Origin of the sequence: Pseudomonas sp. GM_Psu_1, from assembly GCF_026544185.1 — a bacterium.
GTDB lineage: Bacteria > Pseudomonadota > Gammaproteobacteria > Pseudomonadales > Pseudomonadaceae > Chryseomonas > Chryseomonas oryzihabitans.
The window spans coordinates 110,361-136,482 of the sequence record NZ_JALNUX010000012.1; the positions used below are offsets into that span (position 1 = coordinate 110,361).

Annotated in this window: 22 protein-coding genes; 9 read left to right on the forward strand and 13 right to left on the reverse strand. The window is 61.3% G+C overall.

The features are described from left to right. Positions 1 to 99: 99 nt before the first annotated feature. On the forward strand, positions 100 to 252 hold the full coding sequence (locus tag OXS31_RS18920) for a hypothetical protein (RefSeq protein ID WP_267401359.1): 153 nt from the start codon (positions 100 to 102) through the stop codon (positions 250 to 252). Between the two features lie 9 nt (positions 253 to 261). Here the strand turns inward: OXS31_RS18920 and OXS31_RS18925 are convergent, their stop codons facing one another. From OXS31_RS18925 to OXS31_RS18960, 8 genes are all read right to left on the reverse strand, one after another. Further along, positions 262 to 498, reverse strand: coding sequence for a hypothetical protein (locus OXS31_RS18925; RefSeq protein WP_267401360.1), 237 nt, complete (start codon positions 496 to 498; stop codon positions 262 to 264). Positions 499 to 638: 140 nt separating this feature from the next. Further along, a complete protein-coding gene (locus tag OXS31_RS18930) occupies positions 639 to 1,496 on the reverse strand; it encodes a PfkB family carbohydrate kinase (RefSeq protein WP_267401361.1) in 858 nt (285 codons plus the stop codon). A 2-nt stretch (positions 1,497 to 1,498) separates the two neighbouring features. After that, positions 1,499 to 2,356, reverse strand: coding sequence for a MurR/RpiR family transcriptional regulator (locus tag OXS31_RS18935; RefSeq protein WP_267401362.1), 858 nt, complete (start codon positions 2,354 to 2,356; stop codon positions 1,499 to 1,501). Then, the gene (locus tag OXS31_RS18940; RefSeq protein ID WP_267401363.1) at positions 2,356 to 3,327 is read right to left on the reverse strand and encodes an ABC transporter permease; all 972 of its coding nucleotides are present in this window, start codon (positions 3,325 to 3,327) and stop codon (positions 2,356 to 2,358) included. Before OXS31_RS18940 ends, OXS31_RS18935 begins: the two co-directional genes overlap by 1 nt. 36 nt (positions 3,328 to 3,363) lie before the next feature. Beyond that, complete coding sequence (locus OXS31_RS18945) at positions 3,364 to 4,863, reverse strand: sugar ABC transporter ATP-binding protein (protein WP_267401364.1); 1,500 nt, start codon at positions 4,861 to 4,863, stop codon at positions 3,364 to 3,366. Between the two features lie 16 nt (positions 4,864 to 4,879). Next, on the reverse strand, positions 4,880 to 5,920 hold the full coding sequence (locus OXS31_RS18950; protein WP_267401365.1) for a substrate-binding domain-containing protein: 1,041 nt from the start codon (positions 5,918 to 5,920) through the stop codon (positions 4,880 to 4,882). 65 nt (positions 5,921 to 5,985) lie between these two features. After that, a complete protein-coding gene (locus tag OXS31_RS18955; protein ID WP_115947095.1) occupies positions 5,986 to 6,966 on the reverse strand; it encodes a TIM barrel protein in 981 nt (326 codons plus the stop codon). 425 nt (positions 6,967 to 7,391) lie between these two features. Next, positions 7,392 to 8,129: a replication terminus site-binding protein gene (locus OXS31_RS18960; RefSeq protein WP_267401366.1), complete on the reverse strand. Its 738-nt coding sequence runs from the start codon at positions 8,127 to 8,129 to the stop codon at positions 7,392 to 7,394. Between the two features lie 197 nt (positions 8,130 to 8,326). On the opposite strand from OXS31_RS18960, the gene OXS31_RS18965 reads away from it, so the two are divergent. Further along, positions 8,327 to 9,952 (forward strand): methyl-accepting chemotaxis protein, encoded by a 1,626-nt coding sequence (locus tag OXS31_RS18965; protein WP_267401367.1) that lies wholly within the window; start codon positions 8,327 to 8,329, stop codon positions 9,950 to 9,952. Between the two features lie 381 nt (positions 9,953 to 10,333). Here the strand turns inward: OXS31_RS18965 and OXS31_RS18970 are convergent, their stop codons facing one another. Continuing rightward, positions 10,334 to 11,308 carry a replication terminus site-binding protein gene (locus tag OXS31_RS18970; RefSeq protein WP_267401368.1) on the reverse strand — a complete coding sequence of 325 codons (975 nt, stop codon included), beginning with the start codon at positions 11,306 to 11,308 and terminating at the stop codon, positions 10,334 to 10,336. Between the two features lie 320 nt (positions 11,309 to 11,628). Beyond that, positions 11,629 to 13,593: a sigma 54-interacting transcriptional regulator gene (locus OXS31_RS18975; protein WP_267401370.1), complete on the reverse strand. Its 1,965-nt coding sequence runs from the start codon at positions 13,591 to 13,593 to the stop codon at positions 11,629 to 11,631. A 213-nt stretch (positions 13,594 to 13,806) separates the two neighbouring features. On the opposite strand from OXS31_RS18975, the gene OXS31_RS18980 reads away from it, so the two are divergent. From OXS31_RS18980 to OXS31_RS18990, 3 genes are all read left to right on the forward strand, one after another. Continuing rightward, on the forward strand, positions 13,807 to 14,703 hold the full coding sequence (locus tag OXS31_RS18980; RefSeq protein WP_267401371.1) for a DUF1932 domain-containing protein: 897 nt from the start codon (positions 13,807 to 13,809) through the stop codon (positions 14,701 to 14,703). Next, a complete protein-coding gene (locus tag OXS31_RS18985) occupies positions 14,700 to 15,404 on the forward strand; it encodes a hypothetical protein (RefSeq protein WP_267401372.1) in 705 nt (234 codons plus the stop codon). Before OXS31_RS18980 ends, OXS31_RS18985 begins: the two co-directional genes overlap by 4 nt. An 86-nt stretch (positions 15,405 to 15,490) precedes the next feature. Beyond that, positions 15,491 to 16,852 carry a citrate:proton symporter gene (locus OXS31_RS18990; RefSeq protein WP_267401373.1) on the forward strand — a complete coding sequence of 454 codons (1,362 nt, stop codon included), beginning with the start codon at positions 15,491 to 15,493 and terminating at the stop codon, positions 16,850 to 16,852. 457 nt (positions 16,853 to 17,309) lie between these two features. Here the strand turns inward: OXS31_RS18990 and OXS31_RS18995 are convergent, their stop codons facing one another. The 3 genes from OXS31_RS18995 to OXS31_RS19005 form a co-directional block, all read right to left on the reverse strand. Continuing rightward, the gene (locus tag OXS31_RS18995) at positions 17,310 to 18,518 is read right to left on the reverse strand and encodes an MFS transporter (protein WP_267401374.1); all 1,209 of its coding nucleotides are present in this window, start codon (positions 18,516 to 18,518) and stop codon (positions 17,310 to 17,312) included. Between the two features lie 461 nt (positions 18,519 to 18,979). Further along, positions 18,980 to 19,963, reverse strand: a complete 984-nt coding sequence (locus OXS31_RS19000; protein WP_267401375.1) for an MDR family oxidoreductase — start codon at positions 19,961 to 19,963, stop codon at positions 18,980 to 18,982. Between the two features lie 46 nt (positions 19,964 to 20,009). After that, positions 20,010 to 20,639, reverse strand: coding sequence for a TetR/AcrR family transcriptional regulator (locus tag OXS31_RS19005; protein WP_267401376.1), 630 nt, complete (start codon positions 20,637 to 20,639; stop codon positions 20,010 to 20,012). Between the two features lie 146 nt (positions 20,640 to 20,785). On the opposite strand from OXS31_RS19005, the gene gcvA reads away from it, so the two are divergent. The 4 genes from gcvA to OXS31_RS19025 all read left to right on the forward strand — a co-directional run bounded on the left by gcvA (position 20,786) and on the right by OXS31_RS19025 (position 26,053). After that, entirely contained in the window at positions 20,786 to 21,709 is a 924-nt protein-coding gene (gene gcvA / locus OXS31_RS19010) for a transcriptional regulator GcvA (RefSeq protein ID WP_267401377.1), read from the forward strand. Positions 21,710 to 21,916: 207 nt separating this feature from the next. After that, positions 21,917 to 24,415 carry a CoA transferase gene (locus tag OXS31_RS19015; protein ID WP_267401378.1) on the forward strand — a complete coding sequence of 833 codons (2,499 nt, stop codon included), beginning with the start codon at positions 21,917 to 21,919 and terminating at the stop codon, positions 24,413 to 24,415. Between the two features lie 119 nt (positions 24,416 to 24,534). Further along, on the forward strand, positions 24,535 to 25,692 hold the full coding sequence (locus OXS31_RS19020) for an iron-containing alcohol dehydrogenase (protein WP_267401380.1): 1,158 nt from the start codon (positions 24,535 to 24,537) through the stop codon (positions 25,690 to 25,692). 142 nt (positions 25,693 to 25,834) lie between these two features. After that, on the forward strand, positions 25,835 to 26,053 hold the full coding sequence (locus OXS31_RS19025) for a CbtB-domain containing protein (protein ID WP_267401381.1): 219 nt from the start codon (positions 25,835 to 25,837) through the stop codon (positions 26,051 to 26,053). The last annotated feature ends 69 nt before the right edge of the window (positions 26,054 to 26,122 follow it).

Sequence of the window (26,122 nt, forward strand, 5' to 3'; positions counted from 1 at the left end):
CAAGAGATCAAATGGGCCGCGCTGCTCCTAGTGGTCGTGAGCGTTGCGAGGGCGCAGTTGCGAAAGCGGTAGCCTGATCAGGTGCGACGATGGGAGCACTTGGTCGATCTGTCGATCTCGGTGACGGTGATCTTTCTGATGATGGCAGCCCTTACCAACCTAGGCAGGGAGCCGGGCCGACCGATGCCCGCAGGGCCGACCAGGATTGCCTCCGTGGAGCTGACGGATATCTCGCTCGAGCGCCACAGCTGAGCGCAGGCGCTAGGCCGGTGACTCGTAGGTGATGTCGCCCAGCCGATACGTCGAAGGCGTCTTGAGCGGTACCCGATCACCCTCCTCCACATCTGACCGCTGGCCACCGGTAGGTAGGTAGAGGTTGCGCTCCGCCCAGACCTCTGCCCGCGCTTTCACATCGCCGCGCTGGCGGCCGCGGGCCGCACGATCGAAGTCGCGTAGCGCCGAGACCTTGGGCTCGGCTTCGCCGGCGAGCACAAGCACCGGCAGGTTGGCCTTGATGATGGCGTCCCACTTCTCGCTGCGCTCACCGGACCAGAGCGTGCAGCGCGGATGAGGATCGACGACAATGACGATTTTATATAGCCAAGAACACGTTAAAGAAAGCTTAGCTGCGTTAGCTCTTACAATGACCGCGACACATGAATAGCCGCTGAGCGGTTTGCGATTGCTACGGCTGTAGCTAAGTCCGCGCCATTTGTAAGCGCTTGACTAAGCACACCTACGAAACAGTCCCCCGCGCCGTGGGTGCTGACCAACTCGACCTTTATGGCCGGCAATACCGAGCTCTGCCCTTTTTCGCAAAAGGCAACGCCATGCTCACCCGCAGTCACCACCACCCGCGCGAAGGTCGCAGACAGAGCTTCCGCCGCCGCCTGGGCGGTAATGAGATCTACGACTTGGATCCCGCTCATATCGCGCGCTTCTACAGAGTTGACGACGAGCAGCTCAATACAGGCAGTGAGCTCATGCTGCAGCACACGCGCTGGTGCTGCATTGAGGCATACCGGAATACCTCGGGCGTGTGCGGCCTGCGCTATCTCCAGGTTGACTGCGCTCGGTACCTCGTTCTGCAATACAAGTAGCGCTACGTCATCCCAAAAATCGGGTCCTTGATCACGAGCTGGCTTGATGTGCAGATTGGCATTGGAGACCACGACTGCGCCATAGTCCCCGTCCGCATCGGTGATTGCTACGCTCATTCCCGAGGGGATGCCTTGCACCACCTGTACGGCGGACGCATCGACACCCGCTTCTTCGAGATGCCGAATCAAAAAGCGGCCCTGATCATCCTCCCCTACGGCGCCGATAAATTTGACCTGTGCACCGGCCTGGGCTGCCGCAACCGCCTGGTTGCCGCCCTTGCCACCAAATTTGTAATCACAGGCCGTGCCCATGACCGTTTCACCTTTCTCCGGGCGATGGTGGGCATCCAGCATGATGTCGTAGTGCAGACTGCCGGTAACCAGAATGTTCTTCATTTTTAGAGTTCTCGCAGGTCCTGGACCGCACGCTGGGTTTTCATCAGGTTCTTCTCTGCCCGCTGCAAATCCTTCTTCGCGATGGCGACGAAGAGCGCATCAAGAATGTTGAGTTGCGCAATGCGCGAGGCAGCGTTTTCACCTAAAAGGTGCGATCCTTGGGATGTAGAATTGAGCACCACGTGGGCATGGCGCGCGATGGGTGACTCGGCGTAGTTCGTTATGGCGATCACCCGAGCACCATTACGAGCTGCCAATACCACGGGTTCGTTTACTGCCCGCGTCGCCCCGGAGTGACTGATCGCGATGACCACGTCGTCATCGGACAGTACCGCGGCGGACATCAGCATGATGTGGGCGTCATCGTAAGCCGTGGACTTGATTCCAATCTTGAGCATCTTGTGGGAAAGGTCACGCGCAACTGCAGAGGAACCGCCGACGGCATAGAGGTCGATGTGGCGCGCCTTGAAAACGATATCCGCAGCCCTGTTGAATTCCGAGATATCCAGAATCGACATTGTTTCTTCGATAGCCTGGATGGACGTTCTGAATACTTTGGCAAGCAGTTGTTCCGATGAGTCACCTGGTTCAATTTCCGCATGCAAGCCTGCTACTTCAGAAGCGTTGTAGTAAAGCAAACCGCTTCTAAAATCTCGATACCCTGTAAAGCCGAGTTTTTTTGTGATTTTTACAATCATTGCTTCGGAGACGCCATTTTCTTGCGCGATCTCTTTGAGCGATGTCTGCTCGCTAATGTCGGGACGGGCAATAATTGCCTCTATGACGCGCCGCTCGAGCGGCGTCAGTTGGGGCAGACGCATACGGATTTGAGCACCAATGGCTCGTGGGTCTTGCTTCATTATTTGCCTCGAGTGGCCCGATCTATCAACATCGCTAAGATAATAATAAGACCAATCGCAAGCAACTGATAAAAGGCCTGGATATTGAGGAGCGTGAGGCCATTGCGTAAAGCGCCGAGGATAATGACGCCGATGAGGGTCCCGAAGATGCTGCCCTTGCCACCCATCAACGAGGCGCCACCAATGGCAGCAGCGGCAATCGCGTCGAGTTCCCAAAGGTTGCCGATGGTCGGCTCGGCAGCGCCAAGGCGGCCGATCAGGATCAGAGATGCTAGCGAAGCCAGCACTCCTGAAATCACATAGACGATTACCTTAGTCCGCTTTACCGGCACACCTGCAACCCGGGCAGCTTCTTCGTTGCCTCCGATAGCCAGGATGTATTCTCCTAGAGGTGTTTTGTTCATTACGGTCCACAGTACCAAGGCGATTACCGCCACCACCAAAATAGGCACGGGGATTCCAAGCAGCGTAGTGTTGACGAGGCTACGGAATTCCAGCGGAATGCCGAACACTGGATTACCATCGGTATAGATCAGGGCAAGTGCGCGAAACAGCGAAAGACCGCCTAGGGTGACGATAAATGGCTGCAAGCCGGCGTAGGCGATAAGGGATCCGCTGAATACACCACTGCTTATGCCGACAGCGAGGGTTGCCAGTACCGCTAGAGGCACGGGAACGCCAGACACCATCAGGGTCGCACCCAACACCGCGGATAGGGCTGCGGTAGGACCAACAGAGAGATCAATCCCGCCGGAGATGATCACCAGCGTCATGCCCAAGGCAATCAAGGCATTGATCGAAGACTGCTGCAAGATGTTCAGTAAATTTGGCAGTGTGAAAAAGACAGGCGAAAGAACTGAAAACGTCACCACGATGATCAATAAGCCGATCAATGTACCGGCGTCACGCAAGTTGAATTTAAGGCGTGCCACAGGCCGACCCGCCTGTAGGGAGTCCATATGCGTCATCATTTTATTTACCTTTTTGATGAATAAGACAGGAGGGCGTCACGCCGCATCCATATCCTTTATCGCGAAGCGCGCGATATTCTCTTCAGTGATGTCATTGCCAGATAGTTCTTTGGTAATTCGGCCTTCTCTCATAACGAGAACACGGTCCGAAATCCGCAGGATTTCTGTCATTTCCGAGGAGACAACCACAATGGCCTTGCCCGCTTGCGCAAGCCGTTCAATTAAATTATAAATTTCTGCTTTGGCACCAATATCGATTCCCCGCGTGGGCTCATCGAATAAAAACACCTTGGCGTCCGCAGCTACCCACCGGCCAATGATCACCTTTTGCTGATTACCACCACTAAGGGTGCCGATGCTCTTTTCGATATCCAGTGGGCGGAGCTTTAAATCAGTCATGACATTAAGGGCCAGGCCATTCAATTTGCGCCGATCGATGATTCCGCCATTCGTAAACTGCCGCATTGAGGCCAGAGCCATATTGGTCTTCACCGCCCGGGCTTTGATGATGCCTTCCTTTTTGCGATCCTCGGGTACTAAGCCGATCCCTGCACGGATTGCGGCGCGCACGTCGTGATTGCGCACCGGATGATCCTCTACCCACACCTCTCCACTGCTGCGCTTGTCCAGGCCAGCGATGAGCTTTAGCAGTTCCGTACGGCCGGCGCCTACCAGACCGGCAACTCCCAGCACTTCGCCGGCCCGAACGCTGAAGGTTGCCGACAGAACGTCCCGGTCGCGGCCTACGTTCTGGACGCGCAGCATTTCTCGGTCCGTGACATAGCTGTTGTGTTCAAGCTTCTCCAACTCGCGTCCGACCATCTTGGCGACGATGCTCTCCTCGGTCTCGTCACGGAGGTCGACGACGCCGACCTGGCGGCCATCGCGCATAATGGTCGCCCGATCGCACACGTGGAAGATCTCGTTCATCTTGTGGGACACATAGATGAGCGACACCCCCATCGCCTTCAGCTCCCCGATCAACTCCGCCAACCGCTCGAATTCCCGCGGGGTCAGACTCGACGTAGGTTCGTCCATAGCGATGATCTTGGCATCGTCGAGCAGGGCCCGCGCGATTTCAACGATCTGCTGTTGGGACACCTTGAGGTTTTTGATTGCAGTGTTGGGGTCTATGCTGGGGTCTAGCTGCTTAAGGATCAGCCCAGCTTTGGCAAGTTGCGCCTTCTTGTCGACCCAGCACCCGCCTGCTTTGGTCAAGGGGCGGCCTAGAAACATGTTCTGAGCCACGGACAGCTCTGGAACATGCTGCAATTCCTGATGAATCATCGCGATCCCGGCTTGCCTGGCGTTGAGCGGACTCTTCATCTGCACCGGCTGGCCGTTAACGGTGATTTCACCCGCATCGGCCTCACGAACACCAGATAGGATGTTCAGCAGGGTCGACTTACCTGCGCCGTTTTCTCCGATTAATGCGTGAACCTCACCTGCCTTCACGAAGAAATCGACCTCTTGTAAGGCTGCGGCGGCGCCATAGGTTTTGCTGATGCTGCGCATCATTAAGCGATATTGTTCCATGCTCTCTGATCCCGCCTTAATGTGCCATCAGCAATTGACGCAGCTTCTCGTTATCCTTGGTGGAGAACGCTTCGGCATTATCTTTGGTGATCAGCGCCTGGGGCGTGGCAACCACCCGCGAGATCGTCTGGCCGCCGATTAGGCGCAGCATGACGTCCATGGCAACTTCTCCGGTCAGAACCGGAAAGCTGTCCACGGTACCCGTCAGCTCGCCGCGCTTAATTGAGGCGTAAGCGTCGGAGATGCCGTCGGTACCGAACACGGCCACCTGATCAGCTTTGTTTAGGGCGCGGACCGCTTCAACAACGCCCAAAGCCATCGTGTCGTTATTTGCATAGAAGCCGATCAGATCTGGATGCTGCTGCAGGATGGTCGATGCAGCGTTGTAGGCCTGCTCGCGGCTCCAGTTGGCGGGCACGCTGGCGACGATGTTAAAGGTGTTGTGGAGTGCGATGGTTTCTTTAAAGCCACGTGTGCGCTGACCCGCAGCGTACACGCCGGGCTGACCTTCAATCACCGCCAACTTGCCACCTTGAGGCTTGTGCTGAATGAACCATTGGGCCACGCGTACGCCGTTGTCCTTCTGGACGTTACCCACGTAATGAGGTGCGTTGGGCATTACGGCATCGTTCACGTTGACTACCGGTATCTGCCTACTGGTAGCGGTCTGCAATGCCGGCTCTAGATTGATATCAGTCTGGGGTGAGACCAGCAGCCCACTGAAACCCTGAGCGATCATGGTTTCTGCGATCGATAGCTGCCCAAGTTGGTCGGTTTCATTGGCAGCGGCCTGGTATTCGACGATTACACCGTAGCGCTGAGCTGCGTTCTTGTAGCCCTGTCCGAGCAGGCGCCAGTACTCATTGGTCAAGGTTTTGGAGACGCCCCCAATCTTTAATGACTTATCAGCTTTCGGCATCGGCCCATAGCGAGTATCGAGCTGCGACCAGTCTGTACGATCGGGCTCACTATCAGATTTCAAGGGCGACAGTTCGGCCGCTTGGGCAGTGGTACAAAGCCAAGCCGACACCACCGCGGAGAGCAACAGTCTTTTCATCTTTGTGGCCTTCTGTTGTTATTTTTGGGATTCAGCAACTTGGAGAACGGGTTACGAAAGCGCTATTAGCTAGCGAGTAGGATGTCGTTGACGATCTGCTGAGAGGCGACTGCATCCTGTCGGCTGATGGCCTCTGCCAGTGCAGGGTTGTCATTTAGACGCGTGCTCAGCTTGAGCAAGCGCTTCACCATCGCAATATTGGTTTCCGCTTCACGAACCGGGTCCAGGCCGCTCGCATCGGGGAAGGTGTCAAAGTAGTAGGCGCCCTTGTACCCGTCACGTTGCATCTGCCAGAGAAACTCCAGCGTGGCGCGCGGATTAACGGAACCCACCATCAAGCCATCGTCGCGCTTGCCCCATCCATCATTGAGGTCGAGACCAAGCAGGCGCGAACGCCGGGCGACCATGGCGGCTGCAAACGCGGGAACCTCATTAGCGAAGAGCACGTGGGCGAAATCTAGGGTGATACCAAGATTGGCGCAGCCCGCTTCTTCTACTGCGAGAAGGCAGGTAGTAGCGTTCGGGAAAATGCTGTACGCGCGAGGTTCATTGGGCTTGTACTCAATGCTGACGTCTACGTCGGGTGCGTATTCCGCGACTTCCCGTACGGCGCTGACAGCGTCTTCCCAAATCTTCTTGTAATCAGCTTGGAAGCAATAGTCGAAGCCGTCTTGCCCCATCCACAGGGTCATCAGCGATGCACCGAATTCGCGTCCGGCATCGATACCCCGCTTGGTTAGCTCGATCGCTTCACGGCGGATGCTGGCATCAGGATGGGTGAAGGCGCCAATTTTAAATTGGGGTGCATCCCAACGCATCTGCATGCCATTCACTGCCAGGCCTGCATCCTCAATGCCGTGTCGCAGAGTCTTGATATCGGTGGTGAGATGCTGGGGGTAGTTCAAATCCAGATGGGTCAGCCCTTTGGCCGTGCCTGCGCGGGCGATCATCTGCATTACGGACGGCTTGCCTTGTTGGTCCGGCCAGTAGAGATGCGCCCCGGACGCGAAGGAGTTCAGACGTGTTGCAAACTTAAGTTCAGTCATGAGGAAGCCCATCGATAGCTTGTGAAGTACTTTTCCAAATTACGAATTCTCGTGAAGCGGTGATATGATTTACACATTACGGGGCGTTACGCAAGGGGCTTAGCTTCAAACGGTTGTGGCAAACGGGAGACTCGTCACACGAATGGTGGTCGCACGCCGGCAGGTCGAAATGGGGTAGCGCGGATCGGCGCGTAGCCACGTCCTAGGACTCCTGCTCAACAACGGCTTACCTGCCCTGAGGTATTCAGCTGGTTGATTCCGCGGTGCTGCGTGGGGGGGGTAGGCTCGCACTGGTCGCGATGATCCATTGCGGATATCGGGCGGCTTCGCACCAGCGCGGAGCAGATTTCAAAGCGGTAGATTCGCTGTCTTTGTCTCTCGCCCGCATGAGCATAGGGCTGCCGAGATAGATGGCGAGCTATAGGCTAGGAAGGGAACAAGTAGGAGATGCCGCCTAGCCGATAGGTGGAAGGCGTCTTGAGTTGCACCAAATCGCCATTCTCCACCTGCGTCCGTTTTTCATCAGTCGGCAAGTAAAGATTGCGCTCTGCCCAGACCTCCGCCCGCGCCGTCTTATCGCCGCGCTGCCGGCCGCGGGCCGCTCGATCGAAGTCGCTCAGCGCCGAGACCTTCGGCTCAGCTTCGCCGGCGAGCAGAAACGCCGGCAGGTTGGCCTTGATGATGGTGTCCCACTTCCCGCTGCGCTCACCGAACCAGAGCGTGCATCGCGGGTGCGGGGCGACGACCTTGTGCTTGATCAGTACCTGGTCTTCCGCCAGGTTCGCGATCGTGCGCCGATCCTGGTACTCGGGCGTTTGCTCAAGCGGTACCCCCTGCTGCTGCGCCCTACTCTTTGCCTCCGCATGCAGCTGCTCGTGCACGATGGCCACCGGTATCCGGTGATTGCTGGTTGTGTGGCCAGCCCAGGTGAACGAGATCCGCCGCGGAGCATCGTCGAAGGCGTGGATGGTGCGCTGCAGCTGCTTGGTGGTGACGCCGTCGCTCAGGGCACGCCGCAAGAGCCGCGGCCGCATTTCAGGCGTGTAGCCCAAGGCGACCCGAAGCGCCTCGATCTCTTCGGTGACCACCTGCTTGGTCGCATTGAAGGCCAACATCTGCGGCAGCACGCTCGCCTGCAGGCAGGGGTGGTCGGGCAGGCGCATGACGATGCCGGCGGCTTGATCAACTTCCTGATAGTTTTTTAGCCGCTGTGATCGCAGCCTGGCTGGCGACCCTTTCGGTCTTGAACCTGTTGGCCGCCAAGCCTTTGTTCGAGCTTGTATCAGCTACTCAAGGTTTCTGCTTATCGGCCGAAACGAGTTGTCAGACAACAATAGGGCCAAAGGCCACGGAGAATTCCATGCTTTTACGCAATTGCAACATCGCGCCCCGCGCCGCCCTGGGCTTCGGGCTGATCGCCCTGATGGTGGCTTTTCTCGGATTGTTTTCCCTGGCGCAGATGGCGGGTATCCGCGAACGTCAGGTCGTCACTGAGCGCGACTGGGTACCGAGCATTCGCGCGGTGGACGCCATCCGCGAGAACATGCTGCGCATCCGTACCATCTCCCTGCGTCTGGCACTGGACCCGGATCCGCGCAACATCGACACCTATGTCGGCCAGTACGAGGCGCGTAACAAGGTGCTCATGGACGGCATCAAGGCCTATGAGGTCTTTGTCGATACCCCCGAGGAACATCAGCGCTGGGACCTTTTCAAGCGTGACTTCGCCACCTACCAGCAGGGCATGGCCGAGTCCTTCGCCCTGGCCCGCCGTGGCGATACCGCGGCGCTCAACAAGCTGACGTTGGTAGACATGAAGCCGGTGGTGGACGGTACCGGCAAGCAGCTGGGCGAGTTGGGCGACTTCTATGCCGAGGGTATCGAGCGCGACGGCAGGATTTCGGCGGAGCGCTACGACGCCTCCCGGCTGATCGTCATCGCGGTGATCGCCCTGGCCGCCCTGGCCACGGTACTCATGGCCTGGCTATTGACCCGCAGCATCGTCGGACCGCTGCGCGAAGCGCTGCTGGCTGCCCGCCGCGTCGCCCAGGGCGACCTGACGCAGACCCTGGCCGTGCAAGGCCGCGATGAAGTGAGCGAACTGCAGCGTGCTCTGCAGCAGATGCAGGCGCAGCTGCGCGAGACCCTCTCGCGTATTGCCGGCTCGTCCACCCAGCTGGCGACTGCCGCCGAAGAGCTCAATGCGGTCACGGAGGCCGCTCGTCAAGGCTTGCAGCAGCAGAACGATGAGCTCGAACAGGCTGCCACGGCCGTCACCGAGATGAGCACCGCGGTGGACGAGGTGGCGCGCAACGCCGTGTCTACATCCGAGGCCTCGCGGGCCTCCAGCCAAGCTGCGCAGCAGGGCCAGACTCGGGTCGCCGACACCCTGGATGCCATCGCCGCCTTGTCCGACGAGGTTTCCGCTACTGGAACGCTGGTTCAGCAGCTCGCTGTGCAGTCCCAAGACATCGGCAAGGTGCTCGACGTCATTCGAGCCATCGCCGAGCAGACCAATTTGCTGGCGCTCAATGCAGCTATCGAGGCGGCACGGGCCGGCGAGGCCGGGCGCGGTTTCGCGGTGGTCGCCGATGAGGTACGTGCGTTAGCCAGCCGTACCCAGCAGTCTACCCTGGAGATCGAGCAGATGGTCTCGAGCATGCGCAGTGGCGCCAGTCATGCCCTGGGCTCTATGCACAGCAGCAGTCAGCGCGCCTTGGCCACGCGTGCCTTGGCAGAAACCGCCGGGGTGGCGTTGGAAGAGATCAACAGCCGCATCGGCGAGATGTACGAGCGCAACCTGGTGATCGCCAGCGCGGCTGAAGAGCAGGCGCAGGTGGCCCGGGAAGTGGATCGCAATCTGGTCAATATCCGCGATCTGTCCACCCAGTCCGCCGACGGTGCTGGGCAGACCAACGCCGCGAGCCACGAGCTATCACGGCTGGCAGTGGACCTGCAGGGACTCGTGAATCGCTTTCATATTTAGCAGGCGCTAGATCTTGAAGCTTAGGGCAGCCAGCTTCCCAGGGAGATTACGCTGTGCTAGAGGGACACTCAGGAGTCAAGCAGCGGCTCCAGAACGTATAGATGTTCGGTTGAAAGGTATTTGCTGCGAAGCTGTCCATCTTCAGCGGTATTTGGAGGCCGGAAATAGGAGGCACAGTTGCGAATGCGATGGGCTGATCGGTTGCGACGAAGGGAGCTCCCGGTCGGTCTTTCAACCCTGGTGACGGTGATTACTTTGATGATGGCGGCGCCTAGCAATCGTGGCGGGCACCCAAGCAAGCCTATGCCGGCTGGACCTATTAGAATCGCCTGAATCACCGTCCCAATCATCCTTTCGCAGAGCCGCGCTCAAGCTCAGGTACTAGGCCTGTGACTCGTAGGTGATACCACCGAGCCGATACGTAGACGGCGTCTTGAGCGGTAACCGATCACCGGCCTCCACATCTGACCGCTGGCCACCGGTGGGTAGGTAGAGGTTGCGCTCCGCCCAGACCTCAGCGCGCGCCTTCACATCGCCGCGCTGGCGGCCGCGGGCCGCACGATCGAAGTCGCCCAGCGCCGAAACCTTCGGCTCGGCCTCGCCGGCGAGCACGAACACCGGCAGATTGGCCTTGATGATGGCGTCCCACTTCTCGCCGCGCTCCCCGAACCAGAGCGTGCAGCGCGGATGGGGCGCCACGACCTTGTGCTTGATTAGCACCTGGTCGTCCGCCAGGTTCGCGATGGTGCGTAGGTCTTGGTACTCGGGCGTTTGCTCAAGCGGTATCCCCTGCTGCTGCGCTCTACTCTCGGCCTCCGCCTGCAGCTGCTCGCGCACGGTGGCCACCGGTATCCGCTGGTTGCTGGTGGTGTGGCCCGCCCAGGTGAACGAGATCCGCCGCGGAGCACCGTCGAAGGCATGGATGGTACGTTGCAGCTGCTTGGTGGTGACGCCGGCGCCCAGGGCGCGCCGCAAGAGCCGCGGCCGCATCTCGGGGGTGTAGCCTAGGGCGAGCCGGAGCGCCTCGATCTCGTCGGTGACCACCTGCTTGCTCGCATTGATGGCCAACACCTGCGGCAGCACGCTCGCCTGCAGGCGGAAGTAGCCCGGCAGGCGCATGACGGTGCCGGCGGCTTGGCCAACGTCGCGCTGGTGGCTGGCCAAGGCCGCAGTGGCCAGCGCGATCGCCCCCTGGCCGCGGACCTCCTGGACCTCGAGGACGTCGGGCGTCTTCTGCTCGTTCAGCAGCGGCACCTGCCAAACGCGGCCGTCGACCACCAACCCTGGCCAGGTCGAATTGAAGCTGGCCAGCTGCTCGACGAGCACCTGGTGCGCACGCTGGATCCCTTCATACATGGCGGTGCCCTCCTCACGGGCGACGTTCCCAACCAAAGAATTATACCACCCCTGTACAACGCAAGCCCCTATTCAACGTTTCCCCCTTCCAACCCGAGGCCACTTTGCCCCTTTCCTTCTCTCCTTCTCTTTTTTCCTTCCCTTTCCCTTCTGTCGCGCGCGGGGCGCGAGTGGTCGGTGGGGGGAGCCCGGGCGGAGGGGGTGCAGGGGGTTGGAGTGGTGGATGTGTGCAGGGGTGGTATATTTATATTCCGCGTGCAGCCGGACCTGCACACGATTCATCACGCTTGGATACATTGCCCGATGAGCATATGTAGCTCTCAAGGCGTGCTGTAGCGACTCCCATCGAAGCAGGCGGGATCCTCATCCAGATAGCGCCGCATCCGCCGCCAGAGGGTCGCCGTGCTGATGCCGAGCCGGGCCGCGGCCTGCTTGCGATTACCCCCCACGGCGCTGAGGGCCGCATGCAGGATCGCGCGCTCGTCGGGTAACGCGGCCGCCCGTGCTGCCGGCGGGGACACCTCGGGCTGGGGCAGGTCGCCGAGCAGCTCGTCGAGCAACTCGTCGGCGGGTAGGTCGCAGGAGAGCATGACGCCCAGGCGCTCGACCAGATTGGCGAGCTGGCGCACGTTGCCTGGCCACGGGTAGTCGGCGAGTCGAGTCAGCAAGGTCTGGGTGAGTGCCCGGGTCACCGCGGAGGGCTCGGCCAGGAGCCGGTCCAGCAATTCAGGCAGGTCGTCACGGCGCTCGCGCAACGGTGGCAGCGTCAGGCGCAGGACGCAGAGCCGGTAGTAGAAATCTTCCCGGAACAACCCCTTGGCGACCTGCTCAAGCAAGGGTTTGTTGCTGGCCGTGATGATGCGGATGTCCACCGGCGTGACCTTATGGTCGCCGATGCGGACGACTTGCCGCTCCTGCAGGGTGCGCAGCAGTTTGAGCTGGATATCCGCGGAGGTTTCGCTGATCTCGTCGAGGAACAGCGTACCGGTATGGGCCAGCTCGAAGACGCCGATACGGCCCTCGCTGGACGCCCCGGTGAAGGCGCCCCGGACGTAGCCGAACAGCTCGCTTTCCAGCACTCCTGGGGCGAAGGCAGCGCAATTGATGGCCACGAAGGGGCCATGGCGGCGCGCCGAGGCATTGTGGATGCTCTGGGCGAAAAGTTCCTTGCCGGTACCGGTCTCGCCTTCGATGATCAGGGTGCTGTCAGCGCTGGCGTAAGCCTGGGCCAGCCGCTTCGCCCGCTGCAGGGCGGGACTGCTGCCGACGATATCGGCGAAGGTGCGCCGCGCCAGGTGCTGGCCGGCGAGCGCTCGCCGCATCTTGCGCTCCAGGGTCCTGATGTCCGTCTGCTTCTGCAGGGTGGCGACCGCGCCGATGACCTGGTCATCCAGCTCAACGGGGGCGATGCTCAGCGTCAGGGAGTGGCGGCCGATGTCCAGCAAGGCTCCGCGAACCGCCTTCCCCTGCTGCAACGCCGGCTCGAAATAGCGCCCGATGGGCAGGTCGAGGATGAGATCGCCACAGGCGAGATCCCCCATGTAGGACTGCGCGACCTGGTTCAGACGGGTCACCCGGCCCGCGCCGTCGACGCTGAAGATACCTTCGGACACGCAATCGAGGATTGCCTGGATCAGCTCGTAGCGACGCTGCAGTTCCTGGCGCTGCCCGCGGCGCTCATCCTCGATCCGGAGCAGATGCAGGGCTTCGTCGAGGGCCTCGGCGGCAGCGTCGCCATCGGTATCGGACATCACGAAATGCAGACCGCGGGCGGTGACGGCATCGGCGAAGGACAGCCCGCCGATGGTGACCTCGATGCCCTGGCCCTGCAGTTCGTCCAGGCGGGCATCGATCTCGTGACTGCTGGCGAGCGGATCTATCACGCAGATGTGCGCATCGGGCATGAAGGGGTGGGATCTGGCGAGAATCCGCGCGTAGCCGTCCGAGGTGGCAAGAAAGGCGACCCGAGGTGAGATGCGCGACGCCTGCCGATAGGCATTGATGCAATCGAAGAAGGTGTGCCTGAGCTCCACCACCGGCACGCGAAAGTGCTCTCGCAGGCGGTGGGCCGTTTTGCCACGGCTGATCAGGACCACGGCGCCCTGGTCCAGCAGGTGCTGGGCGGTACGCAGGGCGTCGCCCTGTACCGCTTCCACTACGGGCAGCGCCAATCCACGCCGGGCGAGCAACGCTTGCATGGTCAGGGTAAGGGTGCGCGAGGGTGCGATGATGGCGATTCTACCGGACAGACCGGCGGACACAGACGGGTTTGGCTCGGCATTCATTGACGTTCTTCCTGTTTCAGGCCTTTCACCAGCTTGAAAGCTTTTGCAAGTCCGCGCCATGACTTTCGCTTAGCAGTGTTCGGCGAAAGAACCACGACTTCCGCTTATCCAGTTGATTGCAAAGATCATTTCAGTTCGGCCTGACACTGCCGAGCGATCTGGCACAGGACTTGCGCCGCTACTGGGCAAACAACACCAAGAAGGTAGCTGGCGATGAAAATGGTCTTCATAGGCTTCGGCGAGGCCGCCTATCACCTGGCCCTCGGCCTGGGCGCCGCGGAAGGACTGCAACTGGGCGCCTACGACGCCTATCGCGACGATGCCAAGGCGGGCCCGCTGATCCGGCAGCGCGCTGCCCAGGCCGGGGTGGAACTGTTCGACAGCCCCGAGCAAGCCTGCCAGGCAGCGCGCTTCGTACTCTGCCTCACCAGCGCGAGCAGCGCCCTGGTCCTTGCTGAGCGCATCTTGCCATTGCTGACCGCAGGCCAGGACTACCTGGACCTGAATTCCGCTGCGCCTTCGGTCAAGCAGCGCATCGAGCGTCTGCCACGGGCCGCCGGTGTTGGCTTTTGCGATTGCGCCGTGATGGGCACCGTGCCGGGTAACAATCACCGCGTCCCGATGCTGCTGGCTGGCAGCGCGGCGCCGGCCTTCGCCGCCGCCCTTACCCCTTATGGCATGCGCCTCACCGTGCTGGAGGCCGAGCCCGGCGCCGCCTCGGCCATCAAGATGCTCAAGAGCGTGGTGATGAAGGGGTTGCCGCAACTATTCCTCGAATCCTTTCAGGCGGCCGAGCGCTTCGGGGTGCTCGACACCCTGGTCGCCTCCCTCAGCGAGTCCCTTGATGGCAAGACGGTGACGCAACTGGCCGACACCTTCACCGCCCGCACGCTCATCCATGCCAAACGCCGCGCCGCCGAACTGGACGACGTCGTCGCGACCCTGCAGGCGGTGGGCGTAGAGGCCAGCATGTCCATCGCGACCCGCGATCAACTGCTGAAACTGGCGCAGCAGGACTGGCACGCCGAACTCGGCCCCGGGGGCAGCGAGCTGGACTACCGCACTGCCATCGCCCATTTCACCCGCGCCCAACAGGAGCCGTCGCGATGAACACCGATCAGTACCTGCCGCTACCCGAACTCATTCCCGCCTCGCTGCTCGAGCGCTTTCGCGCGCTCAGCCCGGCGCAGCTGTGCGATGGCATGCAGAGCCTGGGCATCCCCCGCAGCGGCTGCATGGACGCCGATCTGCTGCCGCTGGACCCGGACAAGCTTCTGCTGGGCACTGCCTGCACCGTGGATACCGAGGATGGCGACAACTTTCCCATCCATGTCGCCATCTACCAGGGGCAACCGGGCTATGTGCTGGTGGTGGCCGGCAAGGCGAACCAGGAGCGTGCCTATCTGGGCGACCTGATGGCCGGGGCCGCCCAGGCGGTGGGTCTCGCGGGTCTGGTGGTCGATGGCTGCGTGCGCGACCGGCGCCCGCTGGCGGAGCTGGACATCCCGATCTACGCCAAGGGCTTCATGCAGCGCAGCCCGGCCAAGCATGGACCGGGTCGGATCAACGTGCCGGTCCAGTGCGCGGGGGTCGAGGTCGCCCCGGGCGATCTGGTCTTCGGCGACTACGACGGCATCACCGTGGTGCCCCGCGCGCGTCTGCTGGAAGTGCTCGAAGCCGCGGAGAAGAAGGACGCCTACGAGGCGCAACGCCGCACGGTCATCGCCGACTATGCCCGCTGTCGTGCCCAGGGTGAGCCCCTGCCGCCGCTGGCGCCGGACTGGGTGACCGCGCTATTGGAAAAGCGCTGACCGTCGCCCGAGGAGTCCACCACCAGGACTCCTCCCGCTCCACTCGTTTCGCGTCCCGATAACAATAAGACTGGGAGTTGCTCCGAATGCTGACCTTCCTCGGCTATGCGCTGATCATCGCCTTTCTGTTTCTGGTCATCCGGCAGAAGCTGTCACCCTTCACTGGCCTGATCGTGGTCTCCCTGGCCGCCGGCGCCCTGGCCTGCCTCGCCAACGGCATCCCCTTCGAATCCCTGGTCACCTGGATTCGCGAAGGCCTGTTCTACTCCAACAGCCAGAGCGGCAAGGTGGCGCTGGGCACGGTCAACCCCACGGTGATGATCCTCTTCGCCATCCTCTACTTCAGCCTGATGATGAACGTGGGGCTGTTCGATCCGCTGTGTACCTATCTCATCCGCAAGGCCAACGGTGATCCCCTGAAGATCATCCTGGTGACGGCCTTCACCTCCTCGGTGGTGACCCTAGACGGCGATGGCACTACCACCATCCTGATCATCACCAGCGCCTTCCTGCCGCTGTACAAGCAGATGGGGCTGAAGCTGTCGAACCTGGCCATGCTCATCATCCTGCCCTGCGGCCTGGGCAACTGCCTGCCCTGGGGCGGCCCGCTGGCACGTGCCGCCGCGGTGCTGAACGTGGAGGTGAACACCCTCTTCGTGGCGATCCTGCCGATCCTGGGGGTGTCCTTCGTCTATGTGTTCTGCATGGCCTATCTGATGGGGCGCAAGGAACGCGCGCGGCTCGGCTACATCCCCGGCGAACACGCCATCGTCACGCAGCAGCAGATCGAGGATATGGTCACCGTCATCCAGGAGAACGACCGGGAATTCAAGCGCCCCCGCCTCTTCCTGTTCAACCTGGCGCTGACCGTGATCATGCTGGTCACGCTGCTGGCCGGCTGGGCCAGTGGCGCCATCGTTTTCATGCTGGGAACCGCCATCGCCCTGGCCGTGAACTACAGCGCCACCGAACAGCGCGAGCGCATCACGGCCAATGGCGGTGACGCCATCGCCGTCGCGTCCATCATTCTGGCGGCGGGCTGCTTCCTCGGCATCTTCAACGGCAGCGGCATGGCCGCCGCGGTGGCCACCAGCATCGCCGGATTGATTCCCGAGTCCATGGGCAGCCATACGGCGCTAGCCTTCGCCTTCCTCGGCGCCATCGCCTGCTATGCGCTGCCGGTGGACGCCTACTACTTCGGCATCCTGCCGGTGGTGGCGCCCATCGCCTATCAGTTCGGCATCACCCCCACCGAGATCGGCGTGGCCTCATTCATGGGGCAGGCCCTGCGTTATGCGAGTCCCACCGTCGCCTGGCTGTTCCTGCTGATGAATCGAACGGAAATGACCTTCGGCGAGTACCAGAAGGAATTTTTCAAGTGGTCGCTACCAATGTTTGGCCTGTTCATCGTCACCGCCATCGTGACCGGTGAACTGCCCATCGGCTAATCAGTAAGTGCCCTATCCGCTACGGCAAGACAGGAGGCAGGAGGAGAGCTAACGCGGCGGGGCATAGGGCAGCAGGCGGGCCAGGAGTAAATGGTAGCCTGTTTCTCGCCTCCTTGCGGTTGTCCACGGTGACCCGCTCTCGGGTCTCCAGCACGATCTTCTACCAGCTAAGGACAGACGACTGCCGCGGCACTTCCTGAGCCGCGTCAAACTTACTGTCGATCATTTGGCTGGTCGCTCGATGTCGCGGCCAACCCATTCGCCGCAGCCAATCTCCCATTGCTCTACTGCGCGGGCGAAGACCGAATAGCCCTGCCCTGCGGCGACGAGTTTCCTGATCAGGCAGATATATCTCAGCCTCAATAGTGATCGCGTCCGATGGCTTCACCTATGCGCATTGGCAAGCATAGGAGCGCTCACCCTTTGCGAACAACCGCCGTAACCAGCCTTCGCCTGTCTAGCTTACGGAAACCCTGGGGATCGAGGGCGTAACGGCTTTTTCTCTTACGCCACAATTGACCGCTGCGGCGATCAGGCTGAGGACCACGGCCGCTTTCCAGACCAAGTCGTAGCTGCCGGTCATGTCGTAAGCCATGCCACCGGCCCAACCGCCGAGGAAGGCGCCGATCTGATGGAAGAAGTAGACGAGTCCGCCCAGCATGGACAGATTGCGCACGCCAAATACGGAAGCGATGACGCCATTGGTCAAGGGCACGGTGGACAGCCAAAGAAAGCCCATGGCCATACCGAATAGATAAGCCGTCACATTGCTCACCGGGAAAGAGACGAAGGCGACGATCACCACCGCTCGCAACAGATAGAGCGCCGTCAGCAGTTTGGGCTTGGACAGGCGCCCACCGAGCCAGCCCGCGGTGTAGGTCCCAAAAATGTTGAACAGCCCGATGAGTGCGAGAACCGTGGTTCCGGTTTGCGTGGTGAGCCCCTTGTCCATCAGATAGGCGGGTAGATGCACGCCGATGAAGACGACTTGGAAGCCGCAGACGAAGAAGCCAAAGGTCAGCAGCCAAAATCCAGAATGGGAGCTCGCGGCGCGCAGCGCCTGCATCATCGTCTGGTCACCCAACTGCCGCTCGGTCGGTTGGTCTTTCAACATCGCGACCAGGGGAATGATGAGCGATGCAAAGAGCGCCAGAACCAATAGTGCCTTGTCCCAGCCGATTTCCTGAATCAATCCGAGAGAGCCCGGCAGCATCACAAATTGGCCGAAGGAGCCCGCGGCGCTCGCCAACCCCATTCCCGTACTGCGTTTCTCCGGGGGCAGCGCCCGCGCCACTACGCCCAGGATCACCGAGAACGAGGTGCCCGAAAGACCGATGCCGATGAATACACCCGCACTGACCATCAGGGTCGACGGCGAATCGGAGAAGCTCATCCCGATCAGACCGATGACATAGAGCAAGCCTCCGATGGCGACGACCTTGCCCGCGCCATAGCGATCGGCCAGCGCGCCAGCAAAAGGTTGTGCAATCCCCCAGATCAAGTTCTGCATCGCGATCGCGAATGAAAAAATCTCCCGCCCCCAGCCGAATTGGGCACTCATAGGCGCAAGAAACAATCCAAAACCGTGCCGAATCCCAAGTGACAGCGTGAGTATTATGGCGCTCCCCACCAACACATACCTGCTATCGCGCCAGATCTGAGCCATTTACATCCCACCTTGTCAATTTCGACATCCGTACACAGAGCGCATACTCGGACCTGAGCATGCGAAGTACCTGAAAAATATCTAGAAACAAAGGGCGTAAAGGTGCCATTTGCGACATTTTTTAGATGCTTTACGCCGCGCCATCCTTATTTTCATTAAAAATAAAATCCTTGATCCTAACGCTGTGAAAGTTATTTATGGATCAATTAAAACAAACTCTTAGGGCTGATTTTATTTATGCCTGAAAACACTCAAGGCAAAATCACCCCATACGCAGGGCCTTATAACGAAACGGCGGCACGTCAATAAGAAAATACTGGGGAAGGACGATTTTCTTCTCCAATCGAGCGAAAACGTGTTCGGACGTTCAAGTAAAAATCTCGCGACTTGGCAGCGACAGCCATCGCCTCCGCGAAGTAGCGGAGTTCAGGGCGACTGACTGTCGATACCCAATCGGAAACTCAACGGCTCAGGTTCACCACCACTCGTCCACGGACCTTCCCATTTAACAGATCGTCGGATACGGACACGGCGTCCTGCAGGGAGATCTCTCGGCTGATCGCGAGCAACAGGTCGCTGTCGAGTTCTTCGGCCAGTCGCCGCCAAGCTTCCACCCGCCGCTCATAGGGTTGGGTCACGCTGTTGACGCCGAGCAGGCTCACTCCGCGCAAGATGAAGGGCGCGACCGTCATGGGCAGGTCCATTCCCTGCGCCAGGCCACAGGCGGCGACCGCACCCTCGGCGGCGGTTCCCGCGCAGACGTTGGCCAGGGTATGGCTACCGACGGAATCGATGGCCGCCGCCCAGCGCTCCTTGCCGAGCGGTCGACCCGGCGCGCTGAGTTCTGCCCGATCCATCACGGACTCGGCGCCCAGGCGCTGGAGGTATTCCCCTTCCTGTTGCTTGCCCGTGACAGCGATCACCGAGTAACCGCGGCGGGCCAGCAGGGAAATGGCAAAGCTACCCACCCCGCCCGTGGCCCCGGTAACCAGCACCTGGCCGCTTTGCGGGGTGAGTCCGTGGCGCTCCAAGGCCATCAGGCAGAGCATCGCGGTATAGCCGGCAGTCCCCACGGCCATTGCCTGGAACTCCGACAGCGCAGGCGGCAGGGGAATCAACCATTCGCCCTTCACCCTCGCCTTCTCCGCCAGGCCACCCCAGTGGTTCTCGCCCACGCCCCAGCCATTGAGCAAGACCTGGTCGCCGGGTTGGTACTGGGGATTCGAGCTGACCTCGACCACGCCGGCGAAATCGATCCCGGGAACCATGGGGAACTGACGAACGACCGGGCCGCGCCCCGTAATGGCCAGTGCATCTTTGTAGTTGAGTGTGCTGTAGAGGACCCGAACCGTCACGTCGCCTTCCGGCAGCTGGGTGTCGACCAGTTCGGCGATACCGACATGAGGCGTCTCGTCGTGCTTCTCGATGAGTAGGGCTTTGAACATGCAGCCTCCTATTTAGACCGATCGTCTAAAAATGAACCAAAAGAAATCATCGCGTGATTCCAGCCAGGTATCCCGTGATGAAGATGTCCAGCGGCGTGGCATTCTGCGCCAGCCGCGCGCGCAGCACGGCGCCCTCCCAGCCGATCCAGAAAAAGGCCGCCAGGGCGTCACAGTCGGTGCCCGCCGGTAGCGTACCGTCCTTGACCGCCGCCCTCAGGCACAGCGCCAGGCGTGCCTGCCAATCCACCAGGACGGCCTCCAACTGGGCACGAAAACTCTCTGGAAGCACCAGGATCTCTTGACCGAGATTGCCCACCAGGCAACCACGGCGGAAGCCATGCTTGGTCATGCCCGCCTTGGCGTCCTGGACGAAATTCCACAGCCGCTCGAGCGGAGGGACATCACTCGCCAGAAACCACAGATCGAGCTTTTTAGCGAAATAGGCGGCGTAGCCCTGTAGGACCTCCTGGCCAAAGGCTTCCTTGCTGGCGAAGTAGTGATAGAACGAGCCTTTGGGAACCTGGACCTGCTTGAGCACGGCGTCGATGCCCGTCGCCGAAAAGCCCTGTTCGGTGAAGATCGCCATGCCGACGCGAAGCAAGGCTTCGCGGGTATCGGCAGTCCGCGCTACCTTGGGAGGGCGGCCACGGCGAGGAGGGGAGCTGAGCGCGGTCATGGCCCTAGTATTTAGACCGACCGTCTCGAAAGTCAAAGATTTCTGTCAGACGATGTGCAACAGTTGCGCAATACCCAAGAGTGACCAGGGCGGGAGCGCCGCGCCCGATACCGCCTAGTGCCAACTGCCAGCCCACCGAGTGAGCCATGAAAAAACGCCTTCCTCCACTGAATTGGCTGCGTGCCTTCGAGGTATCGGCGCGCCACCTGAACTTCACCCACGCCGCCCAAGAGCTGAACCTGACCCAAGCCGCCATCAGCCAGCAGCTCAAGGCGCTGGAGTCGCAACTGGGAGCCGTACTGTTCAAACGGCTGCCGCGGGGGCTGGAACTCACCGAATTGGGGATGGCGTACTTCCCGGTGGTGCGGGATTCGGTGGAGCGGTTGGCGGCGGCAACCGATGAAATTTTCGGCCAGGGCCACCGGAGCGTGCTGATCGTTCGCAGCAGCCTGGTGTTCTTCACCCACTGGCTGGCGATCCGACTGCCGCGCTTCAAGGCGCTGTACCCGACTATCCAACTGCGCGTGGACAGCAGCATCTGGGTCGAAGACGCCGATTCCGATGCCGACCTGGAGATTCGCTATGGTCAGGGACGTTGGTCCGGTCGCAAGTCCGAACGGCTGACCTGGGACACCCTCCAGCCGGTCTGCGCGCCCACCTTGCCCACGGCCGCGAAGCCGCTGGCGAAACCCGAAGACCTGAAGCACCACGACCTGCTACACGTGATGGGCTACGAGGAAGGCTGGGGCTACTGGCTCAAGCGCAAGGGCGCCGAGCACCTCGACTCGTCCCAGGGCCTGCAGTTCGACACCCTGATTTCAGCGCTGGAAATGGCCGAACTCGGGCAGGGCGTCGCCCTGGCGCGCTCGTCATTGGTCCAGCATCAGCTGGCGTCTGGTCGGCTGATCGCTCCGCTGGCCAACGATATCGTGACGCAAGAGGCGTTCTACCTGGTGTATTCCGCCCACAGCCTGATGAATCCCGCTGCGGCGGCCTTCGCGACCTGGATTGCTCAGGAAGCCCTGACGTTCAGGGATGAATTGCTCGGCAGTGGCGAAGCCCCCGATTAGCGATAAGCCAGCCAGCCGATCCATAAAAAAAATGGCCCCCTAGGGCCATTTTTTATTGCTTTCGCCGTGTGCCGATTTTTCTGACAGTACCGTTCAAATCGTCAGCCCAAGACACCTCGGGCCACTGACCGATTGAGGGTGTTTCTCGACAACAACAATAACCGAGCGCCTCGGGTGAACGCTCTCGGTTGTCAGTAGGGTTACCTCATGGGACAGGCTAAGCAACTCCCCCTTCAGGGCGTCAACGTCGTCGACTTCGGCCAATACATCGCGGGCCCCGCCGTTGCGATGATCCTGGGCGACCTCGGGGCCACGGTCATCCATATCGATCCGCCCACAGGTCCGCTGTGGACCAGCCCGGCCAATGCCACGCTCAATCGCAACAAGCTCTGCCTGCGCCTTGATCTCAAGAGCGCGGAAGGCCTGGAGCAAGCCCGGCAACTGATCGCTCACGCGGACATCGTGGTCGAGAACTTCCGTCCCGGCGTCATGAGTGGCCTGGGTCTGGATTTCGCCGAGTTGCGGCGCGACCACCCCGAGCTGATCGCGCTGTCGATCCCGGGCTTTGCCAGCAACGATGAGCTGCGCCGCGAATGGCGGGCGACCGAAGCCGTCATCGCCTCCGCGTCCGGAGTGTTCACGGACATGGGGCAGAACCGCGTGCTGATGGGTATCAACCCCAGCTTTTCGCCACTGCCGCTGGCCTCCGCCTACGGCACCATGCTGGCGGTTTCCGCGGTGGTGCTGGCGCTGCAGGCGCGGGAAAAGAGCGGCCTGGGCGACGAAATCGAGGTACCGCTAGCTTCGGCGGTGATGGAAGGCCTCTCCTACAACTCCATCAAGATCGATGGCTATCCGCTGCGCTACAAGACCCTGCGCGAGAAGGAAAGCGAAAGACGCAAGGCCGAGAACCTGCCGATGAACCTCAGCTATGAGGATCTGCAAGAGTACCTCGACCCCTTCTATCGCACGTACGAGTGTGCTGATGGCCGGAAATTCTATGCGGTCTGCCCGTCCCATGGCGATCACGCCAAGCGCTGCCTGCAGGCCATGGGGCTCTACGAGGAGATGCTGGCTGCCGGTCTGCCGAAAGTGGCAGACCCCTACCTGCCCATCGATCAGTGGGAGGGCAACGCCTCGCTGGGCGTGTATCCGCTGCCGGCCGATTGGGCAGCGCGCATCTCGGCGCGAATGAAGGAGGTGTTCCTGACCAAGACTGCCGCCGAGTGGGAAGTGATCTTCGGCGAAGGCCGCTTCCCCGGCGCGCCCCATCGCTCCACCCAGGAGTGGCTGCACGACGAGCACGCCAACGCGGCCGGCCTGGTCATCGAGGTGGTGGACCGCGAGTACGGCGCCATGCAGCAGCCCGGTCCGGTGGCCTGGCTGGAAGGCACCGCAGAATCCATGCTCAAGCCGGTGTCCCGCCGTGATGTCACCTACGCCGAAGCCTTGGCCACGCTCCTGGAACGCCCGCAGACCGAGCTGCCGGCGCCCGCGTCGACGGCGGCTGGCGGCTGGCTCGACGGGGTGAAGATCCTCGACCTCACCAATGTCATTGCCGGCCCGCATTCCACCTCCTTCCTGGGTCGCTTCGGCGCCGAGGTGATCAAGCTCGATCCCGCGGTGCCCAATTACGATCCCTGGAACACCGTCGTCTTCGGCCTCTCCTCGGCACGCGGCAAGGAAAGCATCCTGGTCGATCTCCGCGATGCCGAAGGGCGCGAGGTGTTCAATCAACTGGTCCGCAGCGTGGACGTCATCGTCATGAACGCCCCGGATCGCCAGTTGGCGCCGCTGGGACTGGACGAGGCGAGTCTGCAGGCGGTCAATCCCGGGGTGATCTTCTGTCAGCTGGACTGCTTCGGCGGGCCGCGCCGGGGCCCGCGGACCGACTACCTCGGCTACGACGATCTGATTCAGGCCACCACGGGCATCATGCTGCGCTTCGGGGGCGGCATGGCCACGCCGGAAGAGCATGCCCACGTCGGCACCATCGACGTGATGTGCGGCTTCGCCGCAGCCTTGGGCGTCGCGACGGCCCTGTATCGCAAGCATCGCCACGGCGAGGCCCATAGAGCCCGTACCTCGCTGGCCGCCCTGGGTAACCTGGTGCAAATCCCGTTCTGCTACGACTACCCGGGCCGCGGGCCTTTCGACGAGCCGTCCGGGCGTGAGGTGAAGGGCTACAGCGAACTGTCGCGTTTCTACCGGACCGCCGATGGCTGGATCTATCTGGATGCGCAAGAGCGCGACCTGGAGCGACTCTGCGCCCTCCCCGGCTTCGCCGGCCTGGCTTCGGCGGTCGACCGCCAGACCTACCTGCAACAGGTGATCGGTGAGATGTCCGGTGCCGCGCTGCAGGCCAGCCTGCAGGCCGCGAACATCGCCGCAGCCGTACCGGACAACATCGATAGCCTGCGGCAAGGCTACAGCCGCCAGGCGGATGGTCTGCCGGGCACCGCGAACGGCAGCTACTCCTTCAGCGTGTACGAGGACCACCCCAGTGGTCACCGGATCACCCAGCTGGATCCCTATGCCATCCGGCCCCGTAGCGCCCCTATCCGGGCGTTGCCACCGGCGGAAAAATTCGGCGCCTCGACGCGCAAGGTCCTGCAAAGCCTGGGTTACAGCGCCGAACAGATCGACAACTTGCTGAAGGAAGGCGCGATCAGCGAAAGCTGGAGCGCGGAGTACCTCCCCAGCTGAGGGAGGGAGAACAGCTCGGTTCCTGACCGAACCGAGCCTTGCTGAATAGCCGATTTTTCACCGAACGAGTGCCCACCTTTGCGCGGGTCCTCGTTCCTGCCGCGGACAGTGAGTTCATCATGACCTACACCAGCATTCTTCCCCGCATCCTGCAGACCGGCGCTGGCGCCAGCCCGCAGATTCCGCAGATCCTTGCCAGCCTCGGCTGCCAACGCCCCCTGATCATCACCGATCGGATGATGGTCCAACTGGGCTACGCCGAGCGTATCTGCAGTGCCCTGGCCGAGGCCGGACTGCCCTGCGACGTCTTCGCCGATACCGTGCCGGAGCCCACCGTGGCATCTATCCAGTCAGGTGTAGCGACGGCGCGCGAAGGCCGCTACGACAGCATCGTCGCGCTCGGTGGCGGCAGCCCGATCGACAGCGCCAAGGCCATCGGCATCCTGGCCAAGCACGGCGGCGAGATGCGCGACTACAAATTCCCGCGCAACGTGACCGAAGCCGGCCTGCCGATCATCGCGATTCCAACCACGGCCGGAACCGGCTCGGAAGTCACCCGCTTCACCATCATCACCGATGAGACCAGCGACGAGAAAATGCTCTGCGTGGGGCCGGCCTTCATGCCGGTGGCCGCACTGGTCGATTATGAGCTGACGTTGAGCTTGCCGCCGAGGGTCACCGCCGATACCGGCATCGACGCCCTCACCCACGCCATAGAAGCCTACGTCAGCAAGAAGGCCAACCTGTTCAGCGATGCCCAGGCCCTGGCGGCCATGCGCCTGATCGGCCCCAACCTGCGCCGAGTGTATCAGCAGGGCGACGACCGCGCGGCCCGTGAGGCCGTGATGCTGGGCTCGACCCTCGCGGGCATGGCCTTCTCCGCGGCGTCAGTCGCCCTGGTACACGGTATGAGCCGGCCTATCGGCGCCTTCTTCCATGTGCCGCACGGGCTTTCCAACGCCATGCTGCTGCCCGCCATCACGGCGTTTTCCATTCCGGCAGCCCAGGCGCGTTACGCCGACTGCGCTCGCGCCATGGGCGTTGCCGGCGCGACCGACAGCGACGAGGCGGCGGTCGCGAAGTTGCTCACCGAGCTGGAAGCCATCAACCAGGAATTGAACGTCCCGACACCCGAGCAATTCGGCATCGATCGCGAGCAGTTCTTCGAGCTGATGCCGACCATGGCGCGGCAGGCCCTCGCCTCCGGCTCGCCCGGCAACAATCCGCGGGTCCCCAGCGAGGCCGAGATGATCGAGCTGTATCGCAGCCTTTGGTAGCAGCGGCACAACTGTCGAAATTCATAGACTTGGTGACGCACCAAGCATCGAGGGACATCGGAGGAATCGCTAGGCTATAGCCAGATGGCGAATGCCAGCATCCGCGCCACTTAGAATTAGCTGTCTAAAATCGGAGTTTTGTATGACCGCGACCGATGTCGTTACAGCGGGCAGCGAATCCGCTCAATTTCGCCTCAAACTCAGGTGGCTTATTCCGTGGGCTGTCTTCGCTGGTTTGCCCATGCTACTGGCAATCACCCTTCTCCTAAGCGAGCAGAGTGTGACCGCACTGATCGCGCAAGCGTACCTAAACGAGTTCGTTCAAAATGGCCGTCATTCGCTGGGTATCTCCTGCCACTGAATTACCGGCGCCCCCTGCTGCTCAATATTCCGCGCTGACTGATCGGGTGTAGAGCTCCTCTTCTCGCTT

Coding starts and splice junctions, on each gene's coding strand:
- OXS31_RS19000 (WP_267401375.1), bottom strand. CDS start 19,963: ATGTTCAAAGCCCTACTCATCGAGAAGCACGACGAGACGCCTCATGTC.
- OXS31_RS19020 (WP_267401380.1), top strand. CDS start 24,535: ATGACCTACACCAGCATTCTTCCCCGCATCCTGCAGACCGGCGCTGGC.
- OXS31_RS19015 (WP_267401378.1), top strand. CDS start 21,917: ATGGGACAGGCTAAGCAACTCCCCCTTCAGGGCGTCAACGTCGTCGAC.
- OXS31_RS18945 (WP_267401364.1), bottom strand. CDS start 4,863: ATGGAACAATATCGCTTAATGATGCGCAGCATCAGCAAAACCTATGGC.
- OXS31_RS18990 (WP_267401373.1), top strand. CDS start 15,491: ATGCTGACCTTCCTCGGCTATGCGCTGATCATCGCCTTTCTGTTTCTG.
- OXS31_RS18975 (WP_267401370.1), bottom strand. CDS start 13,593: ATGAATGCCGAGCCAAACCCGTCTGTGTCCGCCGGTCTGTCCGGTAGA.
- OXS31_RS18960 (WP_267401366.1), bottom strand. CDS start 8,129: ATGCGCCTGCCCGACCACCCCTGCCTGCAGGCGAGCGTGCTGCCGCAG.
- OXS31_RS18980 (WP_267401371.1), top strand. CDS start 13,807: ATGAAAATGGTCTTCATAGGCTTCGGCGAGGCCGCCTATCACCTGGCC.
- OXS31_RS18935 (WP_267401362.1), bottom strand. CDS start 2,356: ATGAAGCAAGACCCACGAGCCATTGGTGCTCAAATCCGTATGCGTCTG.
- OXS31_RS18955 (WP_115947095.1), bottom strand. CDS start 6,966: ATGACTGAACTTAAGTTTGCAACACGTCTGAACTCCTTCGCGTCCGGG.
- OXS31_RS18965 (WP_267401367.1), top strand. CDS start 8,327: ATGCTTTTACGCAATTGCAACATCGCGCCCCGCGCCGCCCTGGGCTTC.
- OXS31_RS19005 (WP_267401376.1), bottom strand. CDS start 20,639: ATGACCGCGCTCAGCTCCCCTCCTCGCCGTGGCCGCCCTCCCAAGGTA.
- OXS31_RS19025 (WP_267401381.1), top strand. CDS start 25,835: ATGACCGCGACCGATGTCGTTACAGCGGGCAGCGAATCCGCTCAATTT.
- OXS31_RS18985 (WP_267401372.1), top strand. CDS start 14,700: ATGAACACCGATCAGTACCTGCCGCTACCCGAACTCATTCCCGCCTCG.
- OXS31_RS18950 (WP_267401365.1), bottom strand. CDS start 5,920: ATGAAAAGACTGTTGCTCTCCGCGGTGGTGTCGGCTTGGCTTTGTACC.
- OXS31_RS18930 (WP_267401361.1), bottom strand. CDS start 1,496: ATGAAGAACATTCTGGTTACCGGCAGTCTGCACTACGACATCATGCTG.
- gcvA (WP_267401377.1), top strand. CDS start 20,786: ATGAAAAAACGCCTTCCTCCACTGAATTGGCTGCGTGCCTTCGAGGTA.
- OXS31_RS18940 (WP_267401363.1), bottom strand. CDS start 3,327: ATGATGACGCATATGGACTCCCTACAGGCGGGTCGGCCTGTGGCACGC.
- OXS31_RS18970 (WP_267401368.1), bottom strand. CDS start 11,308: ATGTATGAAGGGATCCAGCGTGCGCACCAGGTGCTCGTCGAGCAGCTG.
- OXS31_RS18995 (WP_267401374.1), bottom strand. CDS start 18,518: ATGGCTCAGATCTGGCGCGATAGCAGGTATGTGTTGGTGGGGAGCGCC.